The following is a 20,582-nucleotide window of genomic DNA, read 5'->3' on the forward strand; positions in this document are numbered from 1 at the left end:
GTTATCGCATCGATTCTAAGAGGTCGTTGATTTCCTCGGTTGTATGCTTTCCGAGTTGGCCGCCCTCGACGGTCGGCTTCTTGATCCCGTCGTGGCCGCCACGCGGCGGGTGCAGTCGCAGCGTCGGCGACAGCCCCTCGTCACGAAGCGTCGTCTCCTCGGCGAGCAGTGCCTCGGCGAGCGCATCGAAGTCGTCGTACTCCGTGTTCTCGGCGAGCCACTCCTCGTCGACGTCGGCCTGCCGACCCTCGAGAGGCTCGGAGCGGCGCTCGAGCAGCGTCGCGAGCACGTCGGCGCTCGGTTCGCCGTGGGCGACGTAGTCGTTGACCTTCGTCACCATCCCCTCGTACGTGTCCGTCTCGGGGACGAGCGCGCAGTGGTTGACGCCGTGAATGTTCAGCATCTCCAGGGTGTCCTGGACCTTCTGCTGACGGTTCACTTCGCCACGAACCTGCACGACTGCCTTCATTGTTCGCTCACCTCGGCTTCCATGTCGGATTCGGCTCGCTCGCTCCCCTCACGGAGACCGCCCGGGTGACGCGACTGGGACGCGTTCTCCAGGGCGTTGAACGTCGCTTTCGCGAGGTTCACCGTGGTGCGGGTGTTGCCGTGGCTCTTGGTCCAGGCGTTCTCGATGCCGGCCAGCTCGAGGACGTGTCGGACGGTGTCGCTGGCGGCAAGCCCCAGCCCTTCGGGGGCGGGGATGACCTCGACCTCGACGGAGCCGGCTTTCCCCTTCGTGCGTCGGGTCAGCGAGTGGGGCCGGTCCGAGCGGTCCTCCCAGGAACCGGAGCCGCGCGGAACCTTGATCATGTTCAGCTTCGCGATACCGATCGCCTTCTGGATGGCAGAGCCGACCTGATCGTCCCGGCCCTCCGCGTAGCCGACGTAGCCGTCGCGGTTACCCACGACGACGACGCAGCGGAACTTGACGCGGCGCCCGGAGTCGGTCATGCGCTGGACCATGTTGATGTCCAGCACCTCGTCTTCCAGCCCCGGGAGGAGCTGGTCGACGAGTTCGGGCTCTTTCAGCGGCAGGCCCGAGTTGAGGGCGGCCTCCATCGTGTCGATGTCGCCCTCCTGGACCTTCCGGCCGAGACGGGTGACGGGCTGCCAACCGTCGTCGTTGTAGTCGTTTGCGCTCATTCTAGGATCGCCTCTCGTACCTCGTCGAAGTGTTCAGGGAGTTCGGTTGCGTCGAACTCGCCGCTGTACAGCGGCTCGTCGAGCTGTTCGGCGTACTCGGCGATATGTTCGCCGCGGGTACGCGACCAGTCCGCGAGCACCTCGTCGTTGTGCGGGATCTCGAGGCCAGCGTCGATCGCACCTTCCTGGACGGCGAACACCTTGTTGCCGGGCGTCGCCGTGTTGAGGCCGATGTCGAGGACTGCTTCCTCGAGGCCCGCTTCGACGGCGCGCGTACCGGCCAGCAGACCGGTCAGGTACGCCGCAGAAATGTTACTCGTGGGTGCGTCCCAGCCGTACTCCTCGAGATCGCTCGAGTGTGCGCTCGCGAGCGTCTCGTCGCCCTGTGGTCCGGGGACGATCAGCTGCGCCGTGGTGTGCTTGTTGCTCTTTCGAGCGACGAGGCGGGGCTTACCCGACTTCAGCAGGCGCAACCTCTGATGGTAGTCCGTCCGGACCTCACGGCGACGCCGCATCGGAACGTTGTATCGTGGTCCTGTCGCCATTATTGGTCACCGTAGTTTTCGTCGATGTAGTTCAACAGGTACCGGACGCTACGGAACTCCCCACCGCCAGCCTTCTTGTAGAGCTCGCGGTACTGCGTGGGCGTGATCTCGCCCTTGTCGCGGAGTTCACGCAGTTTCCGGCGCTGTGCGCGGATCTTGTTCTGCCACTCCTCTTTCTCGTTCTGGCGTGCGCCCTTCTTGCCCTTGCGCTTGCCCGGGCCCTTCTGGTGGCCGTAGGCACGCTTCTCGTTGCGCTCTCGGGCGCGACCGCGGGAGTTGCCCGTGGCGTCTTCGGCCTGGATGCGACCGTCCTCGACGAGTTCGCGGATCTCGTCGCGGGTGATCGCTTCGGCGATGTCGGCCTGGGCGTCGGGGTCGAACCAGACGCGGTTCTCGCCGACGTCCAAGACGTCGGCTGCGAGTCGCTTCTGTGCGGAGAGATCAGTCATCCGTTTCCACCTCCACTTCCACTTCTTCGTAGGTCGGGTTCAGAACGCGGACGCCCTGTTCCTCGGCCTGTTCTTCGATGCGCTCGCGTTTGCGAGCACCGACCGAGGAGGCGATCCGGACTGCCTCGCGGGAGCCGTCGACTCCCTCGAGGTCGTCGAGGTTTTCGACGTACACTTCTTCGAAGCCGCTTGGGTGTTTGCCACGAACGGCTTCGGGCGTACGGAAGCCGGCTTCGACCGTCGGGCCCTTGCCCTTGACGCCGCGGCGCTGCTTCGAGAGCTGACCGCGGGGTCGACGCCAGGATTCGGGCGTCCGCTTTTTCATGTGGTAGTCCTGACGGTTGAACTGCGGCTTGCCCTCGCTTTTGCGCCGCTCGAGGAGCCGTTCCTCCTCTTCGGAGAGGTCGGGCGTCTTGTCGACGAGCCCGCGGGGCTGCAGTTCGGTCTCGACGTCTTCGGCGGCCTCCGCTTCCTCTTCCTCGGGAGCCTCGTCTTCGATCTCGGCTTCGGTCTCTTCGGAGACCTCGAGGTCGCCGACGTCGGCCTTGATACGGGCCGCCAGCGCGTTGCCGATCCCGTCGGCCTCGGCCAGGTCGTCCTGGTCGGCCTCCTTGACGTCCTCGATGGACTCGTAGCCGGCCTCGCGCAGGGCCTCGGCCTTGCTCTCGCCGACGCCGCTGATGTCCTCGAGTTCCTGCGGTTCGTCTTCGGCTTCAGCGTCCGGTTCCGATTGTTCGTCTGCCATCTATTAGACACCCCCCTTCGCGGGTTTCTGGGTGATGTAGACCCCATCCTGGAAGACACGCGTGTCCTTGCCGCTGACACGCGTCAGCTGCTCGATGTCGGCCGCGGTCTGGCCGACGTCTTCCTTGTCGGGGCCCGAGAGGACGAGCTGCTCGTCGTCGACGGTGACCTCGGTGTCACCGTGAATAGTCGTGCGTCGCGGTGCCTTTTCGCCGAGGAAGTTCTCGATGACGACGTCGTCGCCCTCCACGCGGACCTGCATCGGGAAGTGGGAGTAGAAGACTTCCATCTCGTACTCCCAGCCCTCGGTCACGCCGTGGAACGCGTTCTCGATGTGGCTCTCGAAGGTGCCGACGGTCGCGTTCGTCTTCGCGTCCTCGGCGTCGCTTTCGATTACCACGCTGTCGTCTTCCACGTCGACGCTCACGTCGGGGTACCAGAGGCGTCGCGTAACGCTGCCCTCCGGTCCGTCGACGGTCACGTCGAGGTGGTCTTTCTCGACGGTTACGTTGTCGGGGATTTCCAGTTCGACTCGCATGATTAGTAGACGTATGCGATCACCTGGCCCCCAATGCCCTGCTGGCGAGCCTCGTAGTGGCTCATGATGCCGTTGCTCGTCGTAACGACGAGCGCGCCGAAGTCCCGAGCGGGGAGGTATCGCTTCTCCCACTTCTCGAACTCGTCGGCGCCGACACTATAGCGGGGCTTGACGGGGCCACACTCGTTGATCGCTCCTTTCAGTTCGACCTCGAACTGACCGGCTTTGCCGTCGTCGACGTACTCGAAGCCGTCGATGTACCCGCGGTCGTAGAAGACCTCGAGCACGCTGCCGATCTCGTTCGAGGCGGGCGTTACCTCGTGCGTGAGATGCCCCACGCTCTCGGCGTTGTCGAGCCCCGAGAGCGCGTTGCTGAGTGGGTCGTTGCCTGTCATATTATCGGTACTTCCTGAATCCCATGTCGCGGGCGATTTCTCGGAAGCACTGGCGGCACAGGTTGATGTCGTACTTGCCGACCAGACCCTGCTTGCGGCCACAGCGCTGGCACTCCTCGATCTGGCCGGTACGCTTTGCGGCGTGCTCGCCGGTCCGGTCGGCCGCGTCGGCTTCCGGTTCGGATTCCGTCTCTGGTTCTGATTCGCTTTCACTCATCTGCGGACTCCTCCACGGTTGCGTCGAAAGTCGACTCGAGGAACGCGACCGCGTCCTCGGTCGTGAGTCGGTGACTCGACGGGATCGAGCGGGTCGCCTTGTCGCGCTTGGCGATGCGGTAACCCGGACGGACCAGGTTGACGGTCACGTCCAGCCCGTAGATCCCGACGTTCGGGTCGTACTCCTGGCTCGGGAACTCGGTATGTTCCTCGATCCCGAAGCTGAAGTTGCCCGTGTCGTCGAACTGCGACTCGGAGATCTCCGCGAGCGGCAGAGCCTTCTCGAGGAACTCGTGAGCGTCCTCGCCACGAAGGGTGACCTTCGTACCGATCGGGTCGCCCTGGCGAATGCCGAAGTCGGGTTCGGTCTCTTTCGCCTGGGTGCGGACGCTCTCCTGACCCGTGATCTCCTCGATGATGTCCTCGGCTTTGCCGAGTTCACGGCCACCCTGACCGACGCCCATGTGGACGACGACCTTCTCGACGCGTGGCTCGCGCATCTCGTGGAATCCGGTGTCGGCTTCGCTCATTCGTCATCACCCGTGCTCACGGTTTCACCGTTCGCGTTTTCAGAGGACGAGTCCTCGCCCGTGAAGTTCTCGTCGATGACGACGACGTACTCCTCGACGGTCTCGAACCCGCCCTCGTCCGTCGAGACGGTGACGGTGTTCGAGCCGCTACCGAGGGTCACGTCGATGTCCTCGATCTCGCCGATCTTGCCGCCGTGGTTGCCACGAACGGCCGTCACGAGGGCGCCCTCCTCGTACGGGAAGTGCGCGACGATCGACTTGTCCTCGTTGTCGACGACGATCGAGTCCTTGGTGCTGTACTCGCCGCCGTCGCCCTCGACGAGGACGTTCGTCCCGTCGTGCAGCGTCAGCTGGGTGTCGCCGCCCGACACCTGCTGTTTGCCCTCGATCTTGCCGAGACGGCTCTCGGCGGCGTCCGCGTCGATTTCGGTCAGCGCGAGCCGACCGCCCTCGTCGGGGAAGACGCGGTAATACTCCTCTCGACCGGGGAACGCGATGATGTCGAAGATGCCGATCGGACGCTGCTCGTCGTTGATCGGCTCCCCGTTGACGAGGATCGAGTCCTCGGAGAGGGCGTACCGTGCTTCCTTCGTCGAGTCCACGTAGCCGAGCACGTCCCGCAGGAGGACGACGAGCGGCACGCCCTCCTCGCCATGGGGACCGGCACCGGCCTTGACCGTGAACACGTCGGTCTTCCGCTCGACCGGCCAGGTCTTCGGGACCGACAGTCGTTTCTGGTGTTTCGTCATTCGCTATCACCTTCGGTTTCGCCTTCGAGGCGTGCTTCGCGACGCTCGTCTTCGAGGTCGAGCTCCGTGATACGGACGTTCGACGGGTCCAGCGGTCGCGGCACTTCCTCGCCGTCCGCCGTCTCGACGGTGACGTCTTCGACGTGGATGACGCCGTCCTCGAGGATCGCACGGACGACTTCGCCTTCATCGCCGGCGTGGTCGCCGCGCATGACCTCGACCATATCGCCCGCGTTGACGCGGGTGCGTCGAGTGTCGTACTCCTCGCGGAGCTCGTCGGAGAGCGTCGCGTGCAGCTGCTTCTGTCGCTTGTGCAGCGGTGCACGCTCGGTCTGCGTTCGCTGTTTGTGGGGTTGCTCCGTCATGGTTCTATACGATCATCGTCGCGGTGGAGGCGATCGCGCCGAAGCGTTCGGCGACTTCTCGAGCGATCGGCCCCTTGATCTCCGTCCCGCGGGGCTCCTCGTTCTCGTCGATGATGACCGCCGCGTTGTCCTCGAACTTGAGTCGGGTGCCATCGGGCCGGCGGATCGACTTCCGCTGGCGGACGATGACGGCCTCGAGGACCTGGCGGCGCATCTCGGGGGTACCCTTGGTCACGGAGACCGTGACCTTGTCACCGATCCCCGCCTTCGGCTGGCGGTTCTTGGTGCCGTGGTAGCCCGAGACGCTGACGACTTTCAGTTCGCGTGCGCCGGTGTTGTCGGCACAGGTGACCAGCGAGCCCTTCTTCAGGCCCTGCGTGACGTCGGCTTTCATCGCCTCCATCACTGATCACCCGTTTCGCCCGCAGCGAGGTCCTCGTCGGAGAGGCCCGGCTCGGGTTCGGTCTCGCCGGTCAGCTCCGCGACGTCCTCGGCGGTCGCTTCTTCAGTTACTTCGACGACCACGTGCGATTTGGTCTTCGACAGTGGTCGGGTCTCTGCGATCTTGACCGTGTCACCGACCGAGAGCGGCTCGAGCACGCCCGGCACATGGGCCGGGATGCGCGAGCGTCGCTTCATGTAGCGGTCGTATTTCGGAACCGCTACGTCGTACTCTCGCTCGACGACCACGGTCTTGTCCATGTCCGTCGAGACGACCTGCCCCTCGAGGATCTGACCTCGAACGGACAGCTCGCCGTAGAACGGACACTTCTCGTAGTCGTATTCCTCCGGGTTTTCGGGTTCCGGAGGGGTTTCAACGTCTAGTCCTATTGCCATGGTGAATCACCATTCGTTTCCGTGCGTCGGGCGGGTCGTGAGAGCAAGCGCGATCCATCGACCGTAACGTAGGCCACGCCCTCGCCGGCACCGCGGCGGCGGTTCGTCGAACCGTCGCCGCGGCAGCTGGCGGCATCGCCGTCAGCTCGGTCTGCGGTGTCCGATCGCACGGTCGCCGCAGGTTGAGTGTCGGCCAGTTTGGACGCGGTCCCCAACCCCTTCTCGAGGTCGGCGGCGTCATCTGTGATCGCGAACTCGAACGTCGAGCCCGATTTCGGCACCATCACTACCCGAGACTCGCCATCGTCACGATCGGCGGCGATGCCGCCTTTCCACCGTTCCGCCTCCGGCGGAACGCAAACCTCGATCGAGAGGGTGTTGGTCGTCTCGATGACGACCCGCCCCTCGAGGCCGACCCGCGACTCGTCGTCGCTCTCGACGACGCGGACGGGGAGCCCGTTGAGTTCGTGTTGTGGCAGGGTCTCGGGTGTCAGTGCCATTTGTGTATTACTGTTCGTCTTCGTCTTCGTCCTCGAGGTCGCCTTCCTCGGTCTGGATCGTCTTGATCCGCGCGATGGTCCGGCGAAGCTCGCCGATGCGGCCCGGGTTTTCCGGGGCCCCACCGGCCGCGAGAACGGATTTCTGGTTGAGCAGTTCGGTCTCGAGCTCCTCGAGTTCTTCCTGCCGTTCGGCAGGCGTCATGTCGCGGATCTCTTCGACGTGCAGGATCGCCATTAGTCGTCACCTCCCTCGGACTCGTCTTCCTCGTCCTCCATCTCGGCGACGAGTTCCTCGGCTTCGGCTTCGACGTCTTCCTCGAGTTCCTCGAGTTCTTCCTCGACGTCCTCGTCGCCGCCGGGGACTTCGACCTCTTCGAACTCCTCGTCGGCGTCGTCGGCGTCGACTTCCTCTTCGATGACTTCCTCGACGACCTCTTCGTCGAGGTCGGCCTCGTCGGCCGGCGCCTCGGGTTCGGCTTCGGCCCCGGAGTCGGCCTCCGCGGCCTCGGCCCCTTCGGGCTCACCCTCGAGGAGTTCCTCGACGCCTTCGGCCTCGTTGGCCTCGACGGCTTCGGGAACGACTTCCTCGGGATCGAGGTCCTCGTGGATCTCGAAGTCGTCGGGCAACTGCGCGTCCGGCGGGATGATCTTCACCGTGACGCCGATCGTGCCCAGCTTCATGACGGCCGTCGCCTGCCCTTCGTCGACGATCTCCTCGGCGGGCTGGCCGTTGTGCTTGATGTAGCCGCGGTTGAACTTCTCGACGCGCGAGCGGGCACCCGTGACCTTCCCGGAGAGGACGATCTCGGCACCCAGGGCACCGGCTTCCATGATCCGGTCGATCGTCGTGTGACCGGCCTTCCGGAAGTACCAGCCACGCTCTAGGGCGTTGGCCAGGCGGTCGGCGACGATCCGTGCGTTCAGGTCGGGTTCGTCGACCTCCTGTACGTCGACCTGGGGATCCTCGAGGTCGAACTTCTCCTCGAGGGCGGTCGTGACCTTTCGGATGTTCTCGCCGCCTTTGCCGATGACCATCCCCGGCTTCTCGGCCTTGAGGACGATCTGGGTTCCCATCGGCGTCTTGGCGACGTCCATGCCACCGTAGCCCGCGCGGCCGAGTTCTTCCTGGAAGAACTCGTCGATCTGGGACCGCTGCAGGCCGTTTTCGATGAACTGTTGTTCGTCAGCCATTAGTTGTCACCCTCCTCGTCCTCGGATTCGGTGTCGGTGTCGGCCTCTTCGACGACGATCTCGACGTCGACCTCCGGCGTGTTCCACGCGGAGGCACGCCCCATCGCGCGGGGCTTGCGGCCGACCGACTCGCCGACCTTGTGGGCGGCGACGTGGACGATTTCCATCGACTCGCCGTCGAAGCCCTGGTGGTCGGCGTTGGCCTCGACGTTCTCGAGCAGGTCGAGGAACTCGTTCGAGACCTTCTCGGGGTACTTGCCTGCGTCCCACCCGTCGATGTCGGAACGGTGTCCGGCACCGGCGTTGTGGGACTTGAACGGGACCGACTGTTCCTCGTCGATCACGTCCTGGAGGTAGGCCCGGGCCTCGCCGACGGTTCGGCCCTTGATTTCGCGGGCGACCTCCTTGCTGTGCTTGTGGCTCATGTGACGCTCCCGGAGCATCGCTTTCGCGGTCGCGTCCGGATCCGCGTCGACTGAGTAGTTGATTCCCATACGATGATCACTTCAGTGGGACGAACTTCGAGGAGCGAGTCGCGCCGATCCCGGCCTGTCCGTGTTCGACGGACGTGCGGGTCAGCTGGAACTCGCCGAGATAGTGTCCGATCATCTCGGGTTCGACGTAAACGCGCTCGAAGGACTGGCCGTTGTGGACTTCGAAGGTCAGTCCGACGAACTCCGGCAGGATCGGCATGTCCCGCAGATGAGTTCGGATCGGCGCGTTGGCGGTCTCCTCCTCGCCTTTCTCGCGGGCCTCCTCGAGAAGCTTCTGCTTCTCGACGGAGAGACCGCGTTCGATACTTCGCCGCTTTCGTGCGGGTAGCAGTTCCGCGACTTCCTCGAGCTCCATGTCCTGCAGCTCGTCGAGCGTGTGACCGCGGTAGGTGAACTCACCTTCACGGCCGGTTCGGTACTCCTGGCTCATTTGTTTCCACCTCGACCGGTACGGCGCGAGGAGATGTCACCGACCTTCCGTCCCGGCGGGGCGTCCCGCGAGACGGACTTCGGTTTCCCGGGGTGCTGGCGACCGCCGCCACCGAACGGGTGGTCGACGGCGTTCATCGCGACACCGCGGACGCGGGGCCACTTCGTGCCTCGCGCTTTCATCTTGTGGTACTTGTTCCCTGCCTTGACCATCGGCTTCTCCGTGCGACCCCCACCGGCGACGACGCCGATGGTGGCTCGGCACTGCGGATCGAGGCGCTTGACCTCGCCGCTTGGCAGCTGGACGACCGCGGCGTTGCGGTCGTGGGTGATCAGGTCCGCGTTGACACCCGAGGCGCGGGCGAACTTGCCGCCGTCGCCCTGGTTCGCCTCGACGTTACAGACGGGGACCCCTTCCGGAATCTCCGCGAGCGGGAGCGTGTTGCCCGGCTTGATCTCCGCGGAGACGCCGACCTGGATCTCCTCGCCGACGCTGATGCCTTCCGGGACGAGGATCAGACGCTGATCGCCGTCCTCGAACTCGACGGCCGCAACCGGCGCCGAGCGGGCGGGGTCGTGTTCGATGTCGACGACCGTCCCGCGGACGAGGTCGTCGTCTTCCTCTTTCTTGTGATCGAGCTTTGCCTTGTATCGGTGCGACGGGGCACGGAACGTGGAGGTACCGCGACCGCGTCGTTGTCCGAGAATGCGTCGTCCCATCGTCAGAACACCCCGATTCGCGAGGCGACTTCCTGTGCGTCGTCGTCCTCGGAGAGTCGAACTGTCGCTTTCTTCTTGCCGTTCATCGTTACCTGGGTGTTGATGTCGTCGACGGAGACCTCGAAGCGCTCCTCGACTTCGTCCCGAATTTCGGGCTTGGCGGCGTCGGGAGAGACGACGAACTGGAGCTTGTTCTCGAAGTCCATGTCGTTCATCGCCTTCTCCGTGACGAGCGGGTGCTCGATGACCGTACTCATCGTTCTGCCACCTCCTCGAGAGCGCTTTCGGTCCAGACCGTCAGTCGACCCGGCTGTGCGCCGGGCGCGAGGTCCTCGGCGTTGACCTCCGCAGCCGTCGCGACGTCGGCGCCGGCCAGGTTTCGAGCGGCACGGGACGGACCCGTCTCGCTCGAGGTGACGAAGAGGATCGACGTGGGCTCCTGGTACTTCCGTCCGCGGGTCTTCCCACGTCCGGAACGGACGCCCCGACCCTCGTCGGCGCGTTCGATGTCGGCCTCGAGACCGGCGGCCTCGAGGAACTCGACGACTTCGCGGGTTTTCACGAGGTCCTCGAACTCGTCGTCGACGACGACGGGCAACTCGAGGTCCTCGTCGAACTCGTGGCCGCGCTCGGCGACGAGTTCGGCGTCGGTCGTCGCAGCGATCGCGCTGCGGACGGCCAACTTCCGCTCTTTGGTGTTCATCGATTCGGTCCAGTCCTTCTCGGCCTTCGGCGGGTGGGCCTTGCGTCCCTTGACGGACTGGGGAACGCGTCGGGCGCGTCCGTCCTGTCGTGGGACGTGGGCCATCCCTCGGCCGCTGCCGAACGATTCGGCCGGCGTTCGGAGGCCGGCGAACTCGTCGGCACCGTAGTCCTGTTTCCGGTTGGCCTGGGCGGCCTGTACGGCGCGGGCGATCAGGTCCGGGCGGTACTGCGTCTCGAAGACCGCCGGAAGATCGACCGAATCCGCGTCCGAGCCGTCCAGGTCGTATACTGTTGCTTCCATATGTTATCCCTGGTTGGATGCGGTGGAGACGTACCGGACCTCGGGATCGAGGCGCGGCTGGTCTCCGGGTCGGATCGCCGGGCGGAAGCGTACGAGACGCTTCTCCGGCCCGGGGAGCGAGCCCTTGATCAACGCGTGCGGCCCGTCGACTTCGCCGTAGTTGACGAAGCCGCCGTCGACCGTCGCGTCTGCGCCCTCGCCCATGTCGACGAGGCGCTTGTTGAGTTCCGTCCGCTGGTGGTAGCCGGTCTGGCCCTGCTGTGGGACCGTCGACCGGACGCGGGACGGATTCCAGGGACCGAGGTTCCCGATGCGGCGGCGCCATCCCTGCCGGGCGTGTTTGCCCTTGCGCTTCTGGACGCCCCAGCGCTTGACGGGACCCTGGGTCCCTTTCCCTTTCGTGACGCCGCTTGCGTCGACGTACTCGCCGGCGCGGAACACGTCGTTCATGACGTGTTCGCCACCGTCCCCGAGCAGCTCGAGGCCGAAGTCGACGCGTTCGTCGACGGAGCCCCCGCCGATGCGGGTCTCCATGACGTCCGGCTTCTTCTTGGGCACGGACGGTACCTCGCTCGGTACCGTGTGCGTGATGGCACGAACGTCGTCGACGCGCCCGTTCTCGAGCAGTCCGCGAAGCTCGTCTGCGGCGGCGTCGCTGTCGTAGTCGTCGCCGGGGAGGTCCAGGACGCGATCGAGTTCGGGTGCGAACTCGTCGGTCCAGACCTCGGTTACGGGGTTCATTCCGTACGGCGTGTCTTCGTACGCACGCAGGGCGACGGCGCGCATCGGCGGCGTCTCCACGATCGTCACGGGGACGGTCTGTTCCATCCCCTCGGTCGGCGAGTTCGCTTTATCGTCGACCATGACGACGTGGGTCATGCCGGCCTTGTAGCCCGCGAAGCCCTGGAGCGTCGGCTGTCCGTCAGTGTCCGGCCACGAGTTAAAGCGCGGAACCTCCGAGGAGGCGCGCTTCCGTGGGCCGAACCCGAGTGAGCCTTTCCGTGGTGCGTTTGATTGTGGCATTCTATCACTCTCTCAGTGAGAGGGGAGCGAGCGTGGCGAACACCGCTTCTTCGGTGCGCACCACGTCGCTTCCCTGATCCGGAACCGTGTTTAGCCAGAGGTCGAACCCCGGATCGGCCGGTGTGGGTTCGACTCCGTCGTCCGCGTCGGAATCCCCTCGATCCGATGGATCCGGATCGACGGCGACGGCGGACGCCTCGATTCCGAGGATATCCGGCAGCCCTCTCTCGGGCGCGCCGAAGGCGACGGTCAGACCGTCGTCCTCGATGCGTCCGGCCAGCGTCTCGAGCCGCCCCACGGTGAGTTCCTCACCGTGTCGGGAGGCGGCGATGCGGACGCCGGCGTCCTCACGGCCGAGTGCTGCCGATAGGTCCGTCCGCTCGACTGAAAGCCCCGGAAGGGGGCGATCGACGAGCTTCGCCCGGACCGGTCGTCGCGAAGAGATCCTGACGGTCACGCGCTCCCCCTCTTCGACCTCCATGTCAGGAGGGGTGTTGAGGGAGATCGGGTGTTGCATTCCGCAATTGACCCGGACGCGCCCTTCAGGTCCGACCTCGGTCACGATCCCTTGTCTTAACGACCCCGAATCGTTCGATTCGGAGCCGGTCCGTGACACGGCGCGGAGCGGCGGCAAGACGCCGACGTACTCCAGTTCGTCTCGCATCCCCCAGGCCTCGTTTCGGAGGTAGGGGGGCGTTGCGGCGTACCGCAGGACGGTACTGACGAACCCGTCGCCGAACCGCCCTGTTTCGCCATCCCGATCGGGATAGACGATCAGGCGATCGACCCGGTAGATCGTCGCCGCGCGGGCGACGTATCCGAGCTTGCGAGTTGCCTCGCGTTTGTCCTCGGCTTCCCGGGTGAGCGACGACGGCACGAGTACGCTGACGGTCATGCCGTGACGCTTCGGCGCCGCGTCACTAGACTGTAGCGATGTATTGCGGATAGGGTCTTAAAAGGATAGCGGATTCGAATACGGCTGTGAACTCCTCACAGGCCTGAATTCGTGGGGAACGGACACATACCAGTCACGGAAAGAAAGCCGGGTTCCGGCGAACCGTTTCGGGGCCGCCGGAACTCCCCGAGGCGGCTCGAGGAGCGGCCGCGTCTCGCGGCCGGACAGCCGCGTTTCGCTCGCTCGAGGTCAGTTCACGTCTCGTACCCGGACAGGGTCACCTCGCCGAAGGTGACGAACGACGTGGTGCCCGCCGGATGGGGCAACTGGTCGGTCGCGGCTTCCATCAGCAGCCACGCGATCACGCGTTCGCCCTGGATCGGGTCGCCGTCGACGTACTGTGCCGGGTGGTAGAACGACGATTCGACGTCCATGTCGTCGATACGCTGTTCGACGCCGATTTCGCCTTCCTTGCGCCTGACCACGACGAGTTCCTTGTCGTGATCGAGGGGAACGTCGATCGTCTCCGAGCCGTTCGGGTTCGTGAATCGCGCGATCATGCCGGGTTCGCCCTCGACGTAGAACTCCCCGTCCGGTCTGACCCACTCGTCGCCGTCGAAGACCTGGACGTCGACTCCCTCCGTCGTCCCCGGCGTTACGTCCATCGCGATACAGGAGATGTAGTGCTGGACGACGCTGTCGTCGTCCTCCCCGACGTATTCGGTGACGAAGCCGGGTCCCTGTCGACGCCAGACCGGCATGAAGACGCCGTCGTCGTAGAAGTCGTAGGAGATGTCGTAGTTGTAGGGGCCGAAGCGGTGACCGGAGTGGAAGTCCTGACTCGAGCGCCCGTGCGCGCCCGTGTGATAGTGCGACCGGAACCGGAAGCCGGCGGGGCGACCCGGCTCCTCGGGGTACTCGATGACGCCGATCGGGCCTGGGCCGCCGAAGTCGACGCTGTGGATGTCCCAGAACAGCAGATCGCCGTTGAAGACGGGTTCGTCGTCCGGGAAGAACCACTCGCGCGTGTTTTCGTCCCCCCGCGGCGGAAGCATGTACCCGGTGTAGGTCACCGGGGTATCCAGGGTCTCGAACACCGGCCGACCGCGGTAGGAGGCCGTCACTTCGATCCCGTGAACCCCGGGCGGTTCCCAGTCGATGTTCCACCCCGCTCGGTCGAACGAGTCTTCGGGTTCCTCGATCCGGTGGAAACCGTCGTTTGCAGTGTACCACGGCCGCTGCTCGAACGGAACGTCGGGGAGCTCCCCGACGACCGATCGATCCGCCGTGGCGACGCGGTCGGCCAGTTCGTTCGGCGGGTACTCGACGAACCGATCCATCCGGACGACGTCGACCACTTCGCCGGCCTCGTCGTCGCGAACGTCGAGGTAGGCCGCAACTGCTGTGAGTCCGTCGTCCCCGACGACGAACAGGACGATGGGGCTGACCCCCGCGTGTTCGATCCCGCGTGCGGACGTGATCTCTTCGGCGACCTTGAACAGCGGATACCAGTCGTTGCCCTCGATCTGGTCGCGGACCCGCGAATCCTCGAGCGCCGTCCGCAGGCGCGCTTCGCCGAGCTCGTCGGCCTCCCAGGCCGTCCAGGAGACGTCGTGCGGTTCGGTCACCGTCGCCCCGACGAGTTCGTCCCGTTCCCGATCGACGAGCCCGTAGGCGACCTGCCGATCGCGGACGGTGACGTCGAACGCCCCTTCATCGATTCCGCCCTCGATCTCGACGGCCGGGCTCCCCTGCACGCTGATCGCGTCGAGCCGTTCCGTGAGCGCGTCGTAGGCTTCGAACCCCGACAGGAAGTTCCCGACGACCTCGTTTACGTCCGGGTCGGACAGCAGGACCTCGAGCGCCCGTCGCTTACGGTAGGTGTACAGCATCTCGTAGTTCGAGTTGTCGAGGTCCCGTACCGACAGCCGCCGAGCGTCGAGCGACTCCGTTCCGCCGCTTTCCGCCTCGGTCTCGTCGCCGGCCACATCGATCCGTCCCCGCATCGATTGGCTGTGTGGCTCGCAGTAGTACTCGCTCATCTCCTCGCTCGCGACGAACTCGACCGTCTGACTCTCCTCTTCAGTCGAGACGAGGTCGGTCGGACCGACGAGGTCGTTGCCGGCCTCGTCCTCGATGGCGAAATTGTGCGCGACGCCGTCGACGTTCGTCCACGTGAGGGTGTACTCCGCACCCGGCTCGAGCACGAGCGTCGGGTTCGTTTCGCCCTCGATCTCGGCCGGCGCTCGCCCGACCCAGCCGCTCGTTTCCCCGCCGAGGCGAATCTCGCCGTCCTGCCCGAACGCTGTCCCGCTTACACCCATCGCGGCTCCCGCACTGGCTGCCGTCTGCATGAACCGCCGCCGATATACCTCTCGTACGCTCCCGTTATCGCCATTGGTATGTTTTACCATGGCTTGCTTGGGGTCGCCCGGCAACCGGAATAAACTACCATTTTCGTTGTCACGGAAACACCGAATTTCGATCCGGGGCCCCGAAGTAACACTCTGTTGTCAATTTCCTAAACACGTGTTTCGCTTGTGCTTGCGAGAGCAAGATCACGGATCGAGGAGTCCACCCGGCTCAGCAACGGTCGACGGTCTCGATCACGGTCGACCGACATCCGCTGTCTCTATCCAGTATTGACTCTGACTGCGGGGGAAGTGTCGCAAGTGAAAAGACCGCAGTATGCCCGCGCTCCGGCCATCGCTCTCGTCCCCTAACCGCCCCACGGTATCGTGTTCCACTGTGTCTAACTCCGATCGATTCGCAACCCTTATACATCCCTCCGACAGTAGGTGTAAGTGCAGCAGGGCGCTGGTAGTGTAGTGGTATCACGTGACCTTGCCATGGTCACAACCTGGGTTCAAATCCCAGCCAGCGCATTTTTGGGAGAACAACGACGACGAGCGAAGCGAGGAGTCCGTTCACCCAAAAATCGTCCTGGATTTGAATCAGGTCAGTCGCAGTGACGAGCGAAGCGAGGCAAGCGTCTGACTGTGGTTCAAATCCCAGCCAGCGCATTTCTCTGCATTCAAACTCACGAGCGATCGCGATAGCGTGTCGCGAGTACGCCCGAACCCGAACACCGGAAATCACTCTTGGAGTTGAACGGGAGCGGTCGCAGCGCCGAACGGAGTGAGATGATCCTCCGTAGTCGCGAGCGAAGACCGTGTCTCGAGTCCTATCAGAAGACCGCTCGGCCGACTCGAGGGTGGGACAGGGTTCGAGCACCCGACTGTGCCTGCTGTTCCCACCGTTCGTCCGGCCGGCGCCACCGACTCCTAGCCGGCCGAGTAGTTCACGAATGAGTACTAATGTAGCAGGCGGTTGGCTTTTATGCCAGAGCTAACTATGGATCAATAGACGATTGACCACCAGATAGCAATGCAGACTGAAACCCCACTCCCCGATGACGCGGACGACCTGCAGTACGACCAGCGCAACGACAGGTACGTCTTCCACCACGACACCGACGGCCCCGCGACGATCACGACGACGATCGTCCACGCCCTGACGTCGATCACCGAGACCGACGTCTCCCAGGGTGAGTTTTCCCTCTACGACAGCATCGATCCCGACGCGCTCGACCGCCTGTTCCGACCCAAGGCCGACGGCACCGAGCGTACGAGCGGCCACGTCGCGTTCACGGCGCTCGATCACGAGGTCTACGTCTACGCGAACGGCGACGTGATTATCTATCCGCCATCGAACTGAGGGCGGTCCTTTCTTCCATCTTCATCGTTCCACGTGTCCGCGTGAGTCGCATTGCCCCTCCCCGCCCATTTAGAACCGTGGCGGTCCTTCGTGGACGTATGACCGTCATCGCACTGTTGAGCGTCGCCCCGGTGATCGAGGAGAGCATGGCCGACGACGTCGCGGACGCCGTCGCGGCCCTCGAGGGATACGACGTCGAGTACGAGACGAACCCGATGGGGACGGTGATCGAGGCCGACGACGTCGGGGAACTGTTCGCGGCGGCCCAGGCGGCCCACGAGGCGGTCGACGCCGACCGGGTCAGTACCGTGTTGAAGATCGACGACAAGCGCGACCGCGGGACTACCGCGTCCGAGAAGGTCGACGCGGTCGAGGAGGCGCTCGGCCGGCCGCCGACGAACAGGGACGGGGAGGGCAGCTAGGGTGGTTTCAGCGGACGAACCCGCCGGAGGGAAAACACTCAACTCCCGGCCGGCCCTGCTCTCGCGTATGGAACGTACCACCATCGACGTCAGCGGAATGTCCTGTAGCGGCTGCGAGGAGAACGTCGTCGACGCGCTCGAGGCGCTGTCGGGGGTCTCCTCCGCGACGGCCGACCACGAAGCCGGCGAGGTACGGGTCGAACACGACGGCGACGCGGTCGACGAGGCGACGATCGGCAACACGATCGAGGACGCGGGGTACGAGCCCGCAGTTTGAGACGAGGGCGCGCTGCCGACGAGAGAACGGGAACGAGAACGGGGACGAGTGTCGAGCGATAGGGCCCTCGCGAGAACTGACAAACTGTTTTACGCCGGAGGCTGAAGGACGGCCATGGAGAGTCTGAACCGGATGGCGATCGAACTCGTCGACGAGGCCCTCGAGTACGCCGAGGAGCTGAACGTCGGCGGCTACGACCTCGAGAACGAAGCGACCGTACTGGACTTCGGGATCGAGTTCGACGGCGGCGTCGAGGCCGGACTGCTGTTGACCGAGATCCAGACGGCCGGGATGGCGACGCCGAGCCACGAACTCGACGAACTCGGTGGCGCGCCGATCCCGTACGTGGAACTGACGACCGACCAGCCAGCCCTCTCGCTGCTGTGTTCCCAGAAGGCCGGCTGGGAGCTGACCACCGAGGACTTCGAGGGGCTGGGCAGCGGCCCCGCGCGAGCGCTGGTCGCCGAGGAGGACGAGTTCCGCCGGATCGGCTACACCGACGCGTTCGACCTGACGGCGCTGGCCGTCGAAACCGACGAGTTGCCGACCGAATCGGCCGCCGCGCAGGTCGCGGACCTCGCGGAGGTCGAGGAAAGCAGCGTCTTCCTGCTCGCCTATCCGACCGCCAGCACCGTCGGGAGCATCACCAACGCCGCTCGGGCGGCCGAACTCGCGACCTTCCGGCTGTCCGAACTCGGATACGACCCGCTAGATATCGTCTCCGCGACCGGCCGCGCGCCCGTCGCGCCCGTGGCCGACGACGAGGCGACGGCCATCGCGCGCACGAACGACGCGATCGCCTACGGCGGGGTCGCCCACCTCACCGTCCGGGAGGACGCCGACGTCTTCGACTCGATCCCGTCGACGGCAGCCGAGGACCACGGCCGCCCGTTCGAGGAGGTCTTCGACGACCTCGAGTGGGAGTTCGACGAGGTTCCCTCCGACCTGTTCGCCCCCGCGAAGGTGACGGTCGACGTGATCGGCGGCCCGACCTACGTCTACGGCGAGACGAGCGAGGACGTGCTGGTGGAGTCGTTCGGTCTGTAGTCGCGATGGTCGAGTTCGATCGAGGCGACGCGGTCGACGGCGAGTTGTCGTCCCTGCTCGAGTTCCTGGAGCTCAAAGACGAGCGCCGCACCGGCTGGGTGCTCCGGGGCGTCGAGGAGCCGGAGTCGGTGGCGGCCCACACCTGGGGGACGGCGACGCTCTGTCTGCTGTACGCCGACCACGAGGCGGTCGACGACGACGTAGACCGCAGCCGAGCGGTAGAGATGGCACTGGTTCACGACCTCGCGGAGGCGCGCACCGGCGATGTTCCGACTCGCGCCGAGCAGGGGCGGGAACGGATCTCCGACACCGAGAAGGAACGGGCGGAACGGGAGGCGATGACCGCAATGCTCGCCCCGTTCGGACTCGAACTCGAGGACGATGGGGCCAACCCCGCGAGCGAAAACGCGGGGACGGACCTCTTTCACCTCTGGGAGGAGTACGAGCGGCGGGAGACGCCGACCGCCCGGTTCGTCAAGGAAATGGACCTCATCGAGAACTGTCTGCAGGCGCTCACGTACGAACGCGAGGGGCGTTACGACGCCGACGAGGACAACGAGCACTTCGACGAGTACGACGACCTGGACGAGTTCTTCGCGACGGCGGCGCCGCGATTGCAGACGACGTTCGGCGAGCGGCTGTTCGAGCGGATCAGGTCGGCCTACGAAGGGGAGATCGGGCGCGAGTGTCGGCTATAAGGGGTCGGCCTCACTCCATCGGGTGGACGTCGGTCACCGTTCCGACGCCCTTGCTCCGACCCTCCCGGAAGACGAACTTCTGTCCCTCCTCGACGAGATACGGACGGAACTTGAACCGGACGGTGGTCTCGCCGGTGTCGCCGGGGAGCAGGCGGCCGTTCTCCGGGTAGAAGGCCGCCGCTTCGCCGATCGTCTCGAGGTGGACGACCGGTTCGTAGCCGTCCCCGATCCGGGTCGGGTGGTTGAGCACCATCACCTCGGCCTCGAACTCGCGGACGGGGTCGGGGTCGGCCTCGCGCGGGAGCAGGACCATCCCCCGCTCGATGGCGCTCTCCTTGATCCCTTTCAGCGCGATGCCGACGATGCGGCCCGCCTGGGCCTCATCGACGCGGTGGTAGTGCATCTCGATGGAGCGCACCTCGACTTCATGGAACCGGCCGTCGGACATCGGCCCGATCAGTAGTTCGTCGCCGGCCTCGACCTCGCCGGACATCACCGTCCCCGAGGCGACCGCACCGACCCCCGTGACGGAGTAGCTGCGGTCGACGTACATCCGGAACTCGCCGTCGTCGTGGGCGGTCTTGGGCAGCCGATCGAACAGTTCGTCGAGCGTCTCGAGGCCGTCCATCGTGATCGCGCTGGTCTCGACGATGGGGACGACGCGCTCGCTGATTTCCTCGACGGCGGCGTCGACGCCGTGGCGCGAGACCCGCAGGGGCGACTTCTCGACGTCCCGAAGCAGGCTCTCGACCTCGCGTTCGACCTCCTCGACGCGCTCGTCGGAGACGGCGTCGGTCTTGGTGATCGCGACGATGGTCGGGAGGTCGGTCGCGAGCAGGACGCCGAGGTGTTCCCGCGTGGTCCGCGTAGGACCGTCGTCGGCGGCGACGACCAACAGCCCGTAGTCGAGTTTCTGCCCGACGAGCCCGCGGATCGTCGTCCGGAGCCAGGGCTCGTGGCCGACGGTGTCGACGAACGAGACCAGGCGGTCGGCCTCCTCGACGACTGCCGCACGATCGGACTTGCGGTTGGGGTTGCGGACCCGGACTGGCCCGTCGTCGTCGAAGCCGTAGACCGCGTACGAGAGGTCGGCCGACAGTCCGCGTTCGACCTCGTGGGGCTGGACGTCGAGGTACGCTCGCGTCGCGCCGTCGCCGTCGTCCGGCTTCCCCGTTACGAGCGAGCCGACGAGCGTGCTCTTCCCGTGGTCGACGTGGCCTGCGGTGCCGATCACGACGTGTTCGTCGTCGGTCTCGAGGACGCCGCCTTCCTGGATCAGTGCGACCCCGACCAGTCCGTCCTCGATTCCCCACGTCTGGACGTCGTCGATGTGGGCGTCGGCCTCCTCGGCGAGCAAGGAGAGGACGTCCATCGTCTCCGAGAAGGTATCCGGATCGACCCCGGCCAGGCCGCCGTCGTCGGTGACGCCGACGACGTAGGTCGCCTCGCCGTCGCCGGAGAGCAGTCGGTGTCGCAACTGCGCCGCCAGACTTTCCCGTCGTCCACCCTCGAGGTGGACGTCCCGTGAGAGTCGTTCCTTGAATTCGACGCTGCCACCGTCCTGTTCGCCACGTTCCAGGGCCCGCTCGAGGAGGGCCCGGTCACGGCTCATAGGGGCCGGTAACGGCCCACACGGCAAAAGCCTTCCC

General features: G+C 65.4%; 30 protein-coding genes and 1 tRNA gene. 6 read left to right on the top strand and 25 right to left on the bottom strand.

Annotation, left to right across the window (positions count from 1 at the left end):
* Position 1: 1 nt before the first annotated feature.
* The 24 genes from CHINAEXTREME_RS13820 to CHINAEXTREME_RS13935 form a co-directional block, all read right to left on the bottom strand.
* Positions 2–469 carry a 50S ribosomal protein L30 gene (locus CHINAEXTREME_RS13820; protein WP_007141950.1) on the bottom strand — a complete coding sequence of 156 codons (468 nt, stop codon included), beginning with the start codon at positions 467–469 and terminating at the stop codon, positions 2–4.
* Positions 466–1,146, bottom strand: coding sequence for a 30S ribosomal protein S5 (locus tag CHINAEXTREME_RS13825; protein WP_007141951.1), 681 nt, complete (start codon positions 1,144–1,146; stop codon positions 466–468). The genes CHINAEXTREME_RS13820 and CHINAEXTREME_RS13825 overlap by 4 nt, the downstream gene beginning before the upstream one ends.
* Entirely contained in the window at positions 1,143–1,691 is a 549-nt protein-coding gene (locus CHINAEXTREME_RS13830; RefSeq protein ID WP_007141952.1) for a 50S ribosomal protein L18, read from the bottom strand. The genes CHINAEXTREME_RS13825 and CHINAEXTREME_RS13830 overlap by 4 nt, the downstream gene beginning before the upstream one ends.
* Positions 1,691–2,140, bottom strand: coding sequence for a 50S ribosomal protein L19e (locus CHINAEXTREME_RS13835; protein ID WP_007141953.1), 450 nt, complete (start codon positions 2,138–2,140; stop codon positions 1,691–1,693). Before CHINAEXTREME_RS13835 ends, CHINAEXTREME_RS13830 begins: the two co-directional genes overlap by 1 nt.
* On the bottom strand, positions 2,133–2,885 hold the full coding sequence (locus CHINAEXTREME_RS13840; protein ID WP_007141954.1) for a 50S ribosomal protein L32e: 753 nt from the start codon (positions 2,883–2,885) through the stop codon (positions 2,133–2,135). Before CHINAEXTREME_RS13840 ends, CHINAEXTREME_RS13835 begins: the two co-directional genes overlap by 8 nt.
* Before the next feature lie 3 nt (positions 2,886–2,888).
* Positions 2,889–3,422 carry a 50S ribosomal protein L6 gene (locus CHINAEXTREME_RS13845; protein ID WP_007141955.1) on the bottom strand — a complete coding sequence of 178 codons (534 nt, stop codon included), beginning with the start codon at positions 3,420–3,422 and terminating at the stop codon, positions 2,889–2,891.
* Between the two features lie 2 nt (positions 3,423–3,424).
* The gene (locus tag CHINAEXTREME_RS13850) at positions 3,425–3,817 is read right to left on the bottom strand and encodes a 30S ribosomal protein S8 (protein ID WP_007141956.1); all 393 of its coding nucleotides are present in this window, start codon (positions 3,815–3,817) and stop codon (positions 3,425–3,427) included.
* A 1-nt stretch (position 3,818) separates the two neighbouring features.
* The gene (locus CHINAEXTREME_RS13855) at positions 3,819–4,034 is read right to left on the bottom strand and encodes a 30S ribosomal protein S14 (protein ID WP_007141957.1); all 216 of its coding nucleotides are present in this window, start codon (positions 4,032–4,034) and stop codon (positions 3,819–3,821) included.
* Positions 4,027–4,563: a 50S ribosomal protein L5 gene (locus CHINAEXTREME_RS13860; RefSeq protein ID WP_007141958.1), complete on the bottom strand. Its 537-nt coding sequence runs from the start codon at positions 4,561–4,563 to the stop codon at positions 4,027–4,029. The genes CHINAEXTREME_RS13855 and CHINAEXTREME_RS13860 overlap by 8 nt, the downstream gene beginning before the upstream one ends.
* The gene (locus CHINAEXTREME_RS13865) at positions 4,560–5,312 is read right to left on the bottom strand and encodes a 30S ribosomal protein S4e (protein ID WP_007141959.1); all 753 of its coding nucleotides are present in this window, start codon (positions 5,310–5,312) and stop codon (positions 4,560–4,562) included. Before CHINAEXTREME_RS13865 ends, CHINAEXTREME_RS13860 begins: the two co-directional genes overlap by 4 nt.
* Positions 5,309–5,677, bottom strand: coding sequence for a 50S ribosomal protein L24 (gene rplX / locus CHINAEXTREME_RS13870; protein ID WP_007141960.1), 369 nt, complete (start codon positions 5,675–5,677; stop codon positions 5,309–5,311). The genes CHINAEXTREME_RS13865 and rplX overlap by 4 nt, the downstream gene beginning before the upstream one ends.
* Positions 5,678–5,681: 4 nt before the next feature.
* Positions 5,682–6,080 carry a 50S ribosomal protein L14 gene (locus CHINAEXTREME_RS13875; RefSeq protein ID WP_006671111.1) on the bottom strand — a complete coding sequence of 133 codons (399 nt, stop codon included), beginning with the start codon at positions 6,078–6,080 and terminating at the stop codon, positions 5,682–5,684.
* Positions 6,080–6,514 carry a 30S ribosomal protein S17 gene (locus tag CHINAEXTREME_RS13880; protein WP_007141961.1) on the bottom strand — a complete coding sequence of 145 codons (435 nt, stop codon included), beginning with the start codon at positions 6,512–6,514 and terminating at the stop codon, positions 6,080–6,082. Before CHINAEXTREME_RS13880 ends, CHINAEXTREME_RS13875 begins: the two co-directional genes overlap by 1 nt.
* Complete coding sequence (locus CHINAEXTREME_RS13885; RefSeq protein ID WP_007141962.1) at positions 6,505–7,014, bottom strand: ribonuclease P protein component 1; 510 nt, start codon at positions 7,012–7,014, stop codon at positions 6,505–6,507. The genes CHINAEXTREME_RS13880 and CHINAEXTREME_RS13885 overlap by 10 nt, the downstream gene beginning before the upstream one ends.
* Before the next feature lie 7 nt (positions 7,015–7,021).
* Complete coding sequence (rpmC, locus tag CHINAEXTREME_RS13890; protein ID WP_007141963.1) at positions 7,022–7,249, bottom strand: 50S ribosomal protein L29; 228 nt, start codon at positions 7,247–7,249, stop codon at positions 7,022–7,024.
* Positions 7,249–8,205, bottom strand: a complete 957-nt coding sequence (locus tag CHINAEXTREME_RS13895) for a 30S ribosomal protein S3 (RefSeq protein ID WP_007141964.1) — start codon at positions 8,203–8,205, stop codon at positions 7,249–7,251. Before CHINAEXTREME_RS13895 ends, rpmC begins: the two co-directional genes overlap by 1 nt.
* Positions 8,205–8,699: a 50S ribosomal protein L22 gene (locus CHINAEXTREME_RS13900; RefSeq protein WP_007141965.1), complete on the bottom strand. Its 495-nt coding sequence runs from the start codon at positions 8,697–8,699 to the stop codon at positions 8,205–8,207. The genes CHINAEXTREME_RS13895 and CHINAEXTREME_RS13900 overlap by 1 nt, the downstream gene beginning before the upstream one ends.
* A gap of 7 nt (positions 8,700–8,706) precedes the next feature.
* On the bottom strand, positions 8,707–9,129 hold the full coding sequence (locus CHINAEXTREME_RS13905) for a 30S ribosomal protein S19 (RefSeq protein WP_007141966.1): 423 nt from the start codon (positions 9,127–9,129) through the stop codon (positions 8,707–8,709).
* A complete protein-coding gene (locus tag CHINAEXTREME_RS13910) occupies positions 9,126–9,848 on the bottom strand; it encodes a 50S ribosomal protein L2 (protein ID WP_007141967.1) in 723 nt (240 codons plus the stop codon). The genes CHINAEXTREME_RS13905 and CHINAEXTREME_RS13910 overlap by 4 nt, the downstream gene beginning before the upstream one ends.
* A 2-nt stretch (positions 9,849–9,850) precedes the next feature.
* The gene (locus tag CHINAEXTREME_RS13915; protein WP_007141968.1) at positions 9,851–10,105 is read right to left on the bottom strand and encodes a 50S ribosomal protein L23; all 255 of its coding nucleotides are present in this window, start codon (positions 10,103–10,105) and stop codon (positions 9,851–9,853) included.
* Positions 10,102–10,854 carry a 50S ribosomal protein L4 gene (gene rpl4p, locus CHINAEXTREME_RS13920; RefSeq protein WP_007141969.1) on the bottom strand — a complete coding sequence of 251 codons (753 nt, stop codon included), beginning with the start codon at positions 10,852–10,854 and terminating at the stop codon, positions 10,102–10,104. Before rpl4p ends, CHINAEXTREME_RS13915 begins: the two co-directional genes overlap by 4 nt.
* A 3-nt stretch (positions 10,855–10,857) precedes the next feature.
* Positions 10,858–11,877, bottom strand: a complete 1,020-nt coding sequence (locus CHINAEXTREME_RS13925) for a 50S ribosomal protein L3 (protein WP_007141970.1) — start codon at positions 11,875–11,877, stop codon at positions 10,858–10,860.
* A 4-nt stretch (positions 11,878–11,881) separates the two neighbouring features.
* Positions 11,882–12,772, bottom strand: a complete 891-nt coding sequence (locus CHINAEXTREME_RS13930) for a putative RNA uridine N3 methyltransferase (RefSeq protein WP_007141971.1) — start codon at positions 12,770–12,772, stop codon at positions 11,882–11,884.
* A 254-nt stretch (positions 12,773–13,026) separates the two neighbouring features.
* The gene (locus CHINAEXTREME_RS13935; RefSeq protein WP_007141972.1) at positions 13,027–15,126 is read right to left on the bottom strand and encodes a cupredoxin domain-containing protein; all 2,100 of its coding nucleotides are present in this window, start codon (positions 15,124–15,126) and stop codon (positions 13,027–13,029) included.
* A 460-nt stretch (positions 15,127–15,586) separates the two neighbouring features.
* Between CHINAEXTREME_RS13935 and CHINAEXTREME_RS13940 the strand changes: the two genes are divergently transcribed.
* The 6 genes from CHINAEXTREME_RS13940 to CHINAEXTREME_RS13965 all read left to right on the top strand — a co-directional run bounded on the left by CHINAEXTREME_RS13940 (position 15,587) and on the right by CHINAEXTREME_RS13965 (position 18,933).
* Positions 15,587–15,657, top strand: a tRNA-Gly gene (locus tag CHINAEXTREME_RS13940).
* A gap of 502 nt (positions 15,658–16,159) precedes the next feature.
* Positions 16,160–16,489, top strand: coding sequence for a HalOD1 output domain-containing protein (locus CHINAEXTREME_RS13945; RefSeq protein ID WP_007141973.1), 330 nt, complete (start codon positions 16,160–16,162; stop codon positions 16,487–16,489).
* Between the two features lie 98 nt (positions 16,490–16,587).
* A complete protein-coding gene (locus CHINAEXTREME_RS13950) occupies positions 16,588–16,911 on the top strand; it encodes an MTH1187 family thiamine-binding protein (RefSeq protein WP_007141974.1) in 324 nt (107 codons plus the stop codon).
* 67 nt (positions 16,912–16,978) lie between these two features.
* Positions 16,979–17,188: a heavy-metal-associated domain-containing protein gene (locus CHINAEXTREME_RS13955; RefSeq protein ID WP_007141975.1), complete on the top strand. Its 210-nt coding sequence runs from the start codon at positions 16,979–16,981 to the stop codon at positions 17,186–17,188.
* A gap of 114 nt (positions 17,189–17,302) precedes the next feature.
* The gene (gene mch, locus CHINAEXTREME_RS13960; RefSeq protein WP_007141976.1) at positions 17,303–18,235 is read left to right on the top strand and encodes a methenyltetrahydromethanopterin cyclohydrolase; all 933 of its coding nucleotides are present in this window, start codon (positions 17,303–17,305) and stop codon (positions 18,233–18,235) included.
* A gap of 5 nt (positions 18,236–18,240) precedes the next feature.
* Positions 18,241–18,933: an HD domain-containing protein gene (locus CHINAEXTREME_RS13965; protein ID WP_007141977.1), complete on the top strand. Its 693-nt coding sequence runs from the start codon at positions 18,241–18,243 to the stop codon at positions 18,931–18,933.
* A gap of 10 nt (positions 18,934–18,943) precedes the next feature.
* On the opposite strand, the gene CHINAEXTREME_RS13970 is transcribed toward CHINAEXTREME_RS13965, so the two are convergent.
* A complete protein-coding gene (locus CHINAEXTREME_RS13970) occupies positions 18,944–20,545 on the bottom strand; it encodes a GTPBP1 family GTP-binding protein (RefSeq protein ID WP_007141978.1) in 1,602 nt (533 codons plus the stop codon).
* Positions 20,546–20,582 lie beyond the last annotated feature (37 nt).

Origin of the sequence: Halobiforma lacisalsi AJ5, from assembly GCF_000226975.2 — an archaeon.
GTDB classification, from domain to species: Archaea; Halobacteriota; Halobacteria; order Halobacteriales; family Natrialbaceae; genus Natronobacterium; species Natronobacterium lacisalsi.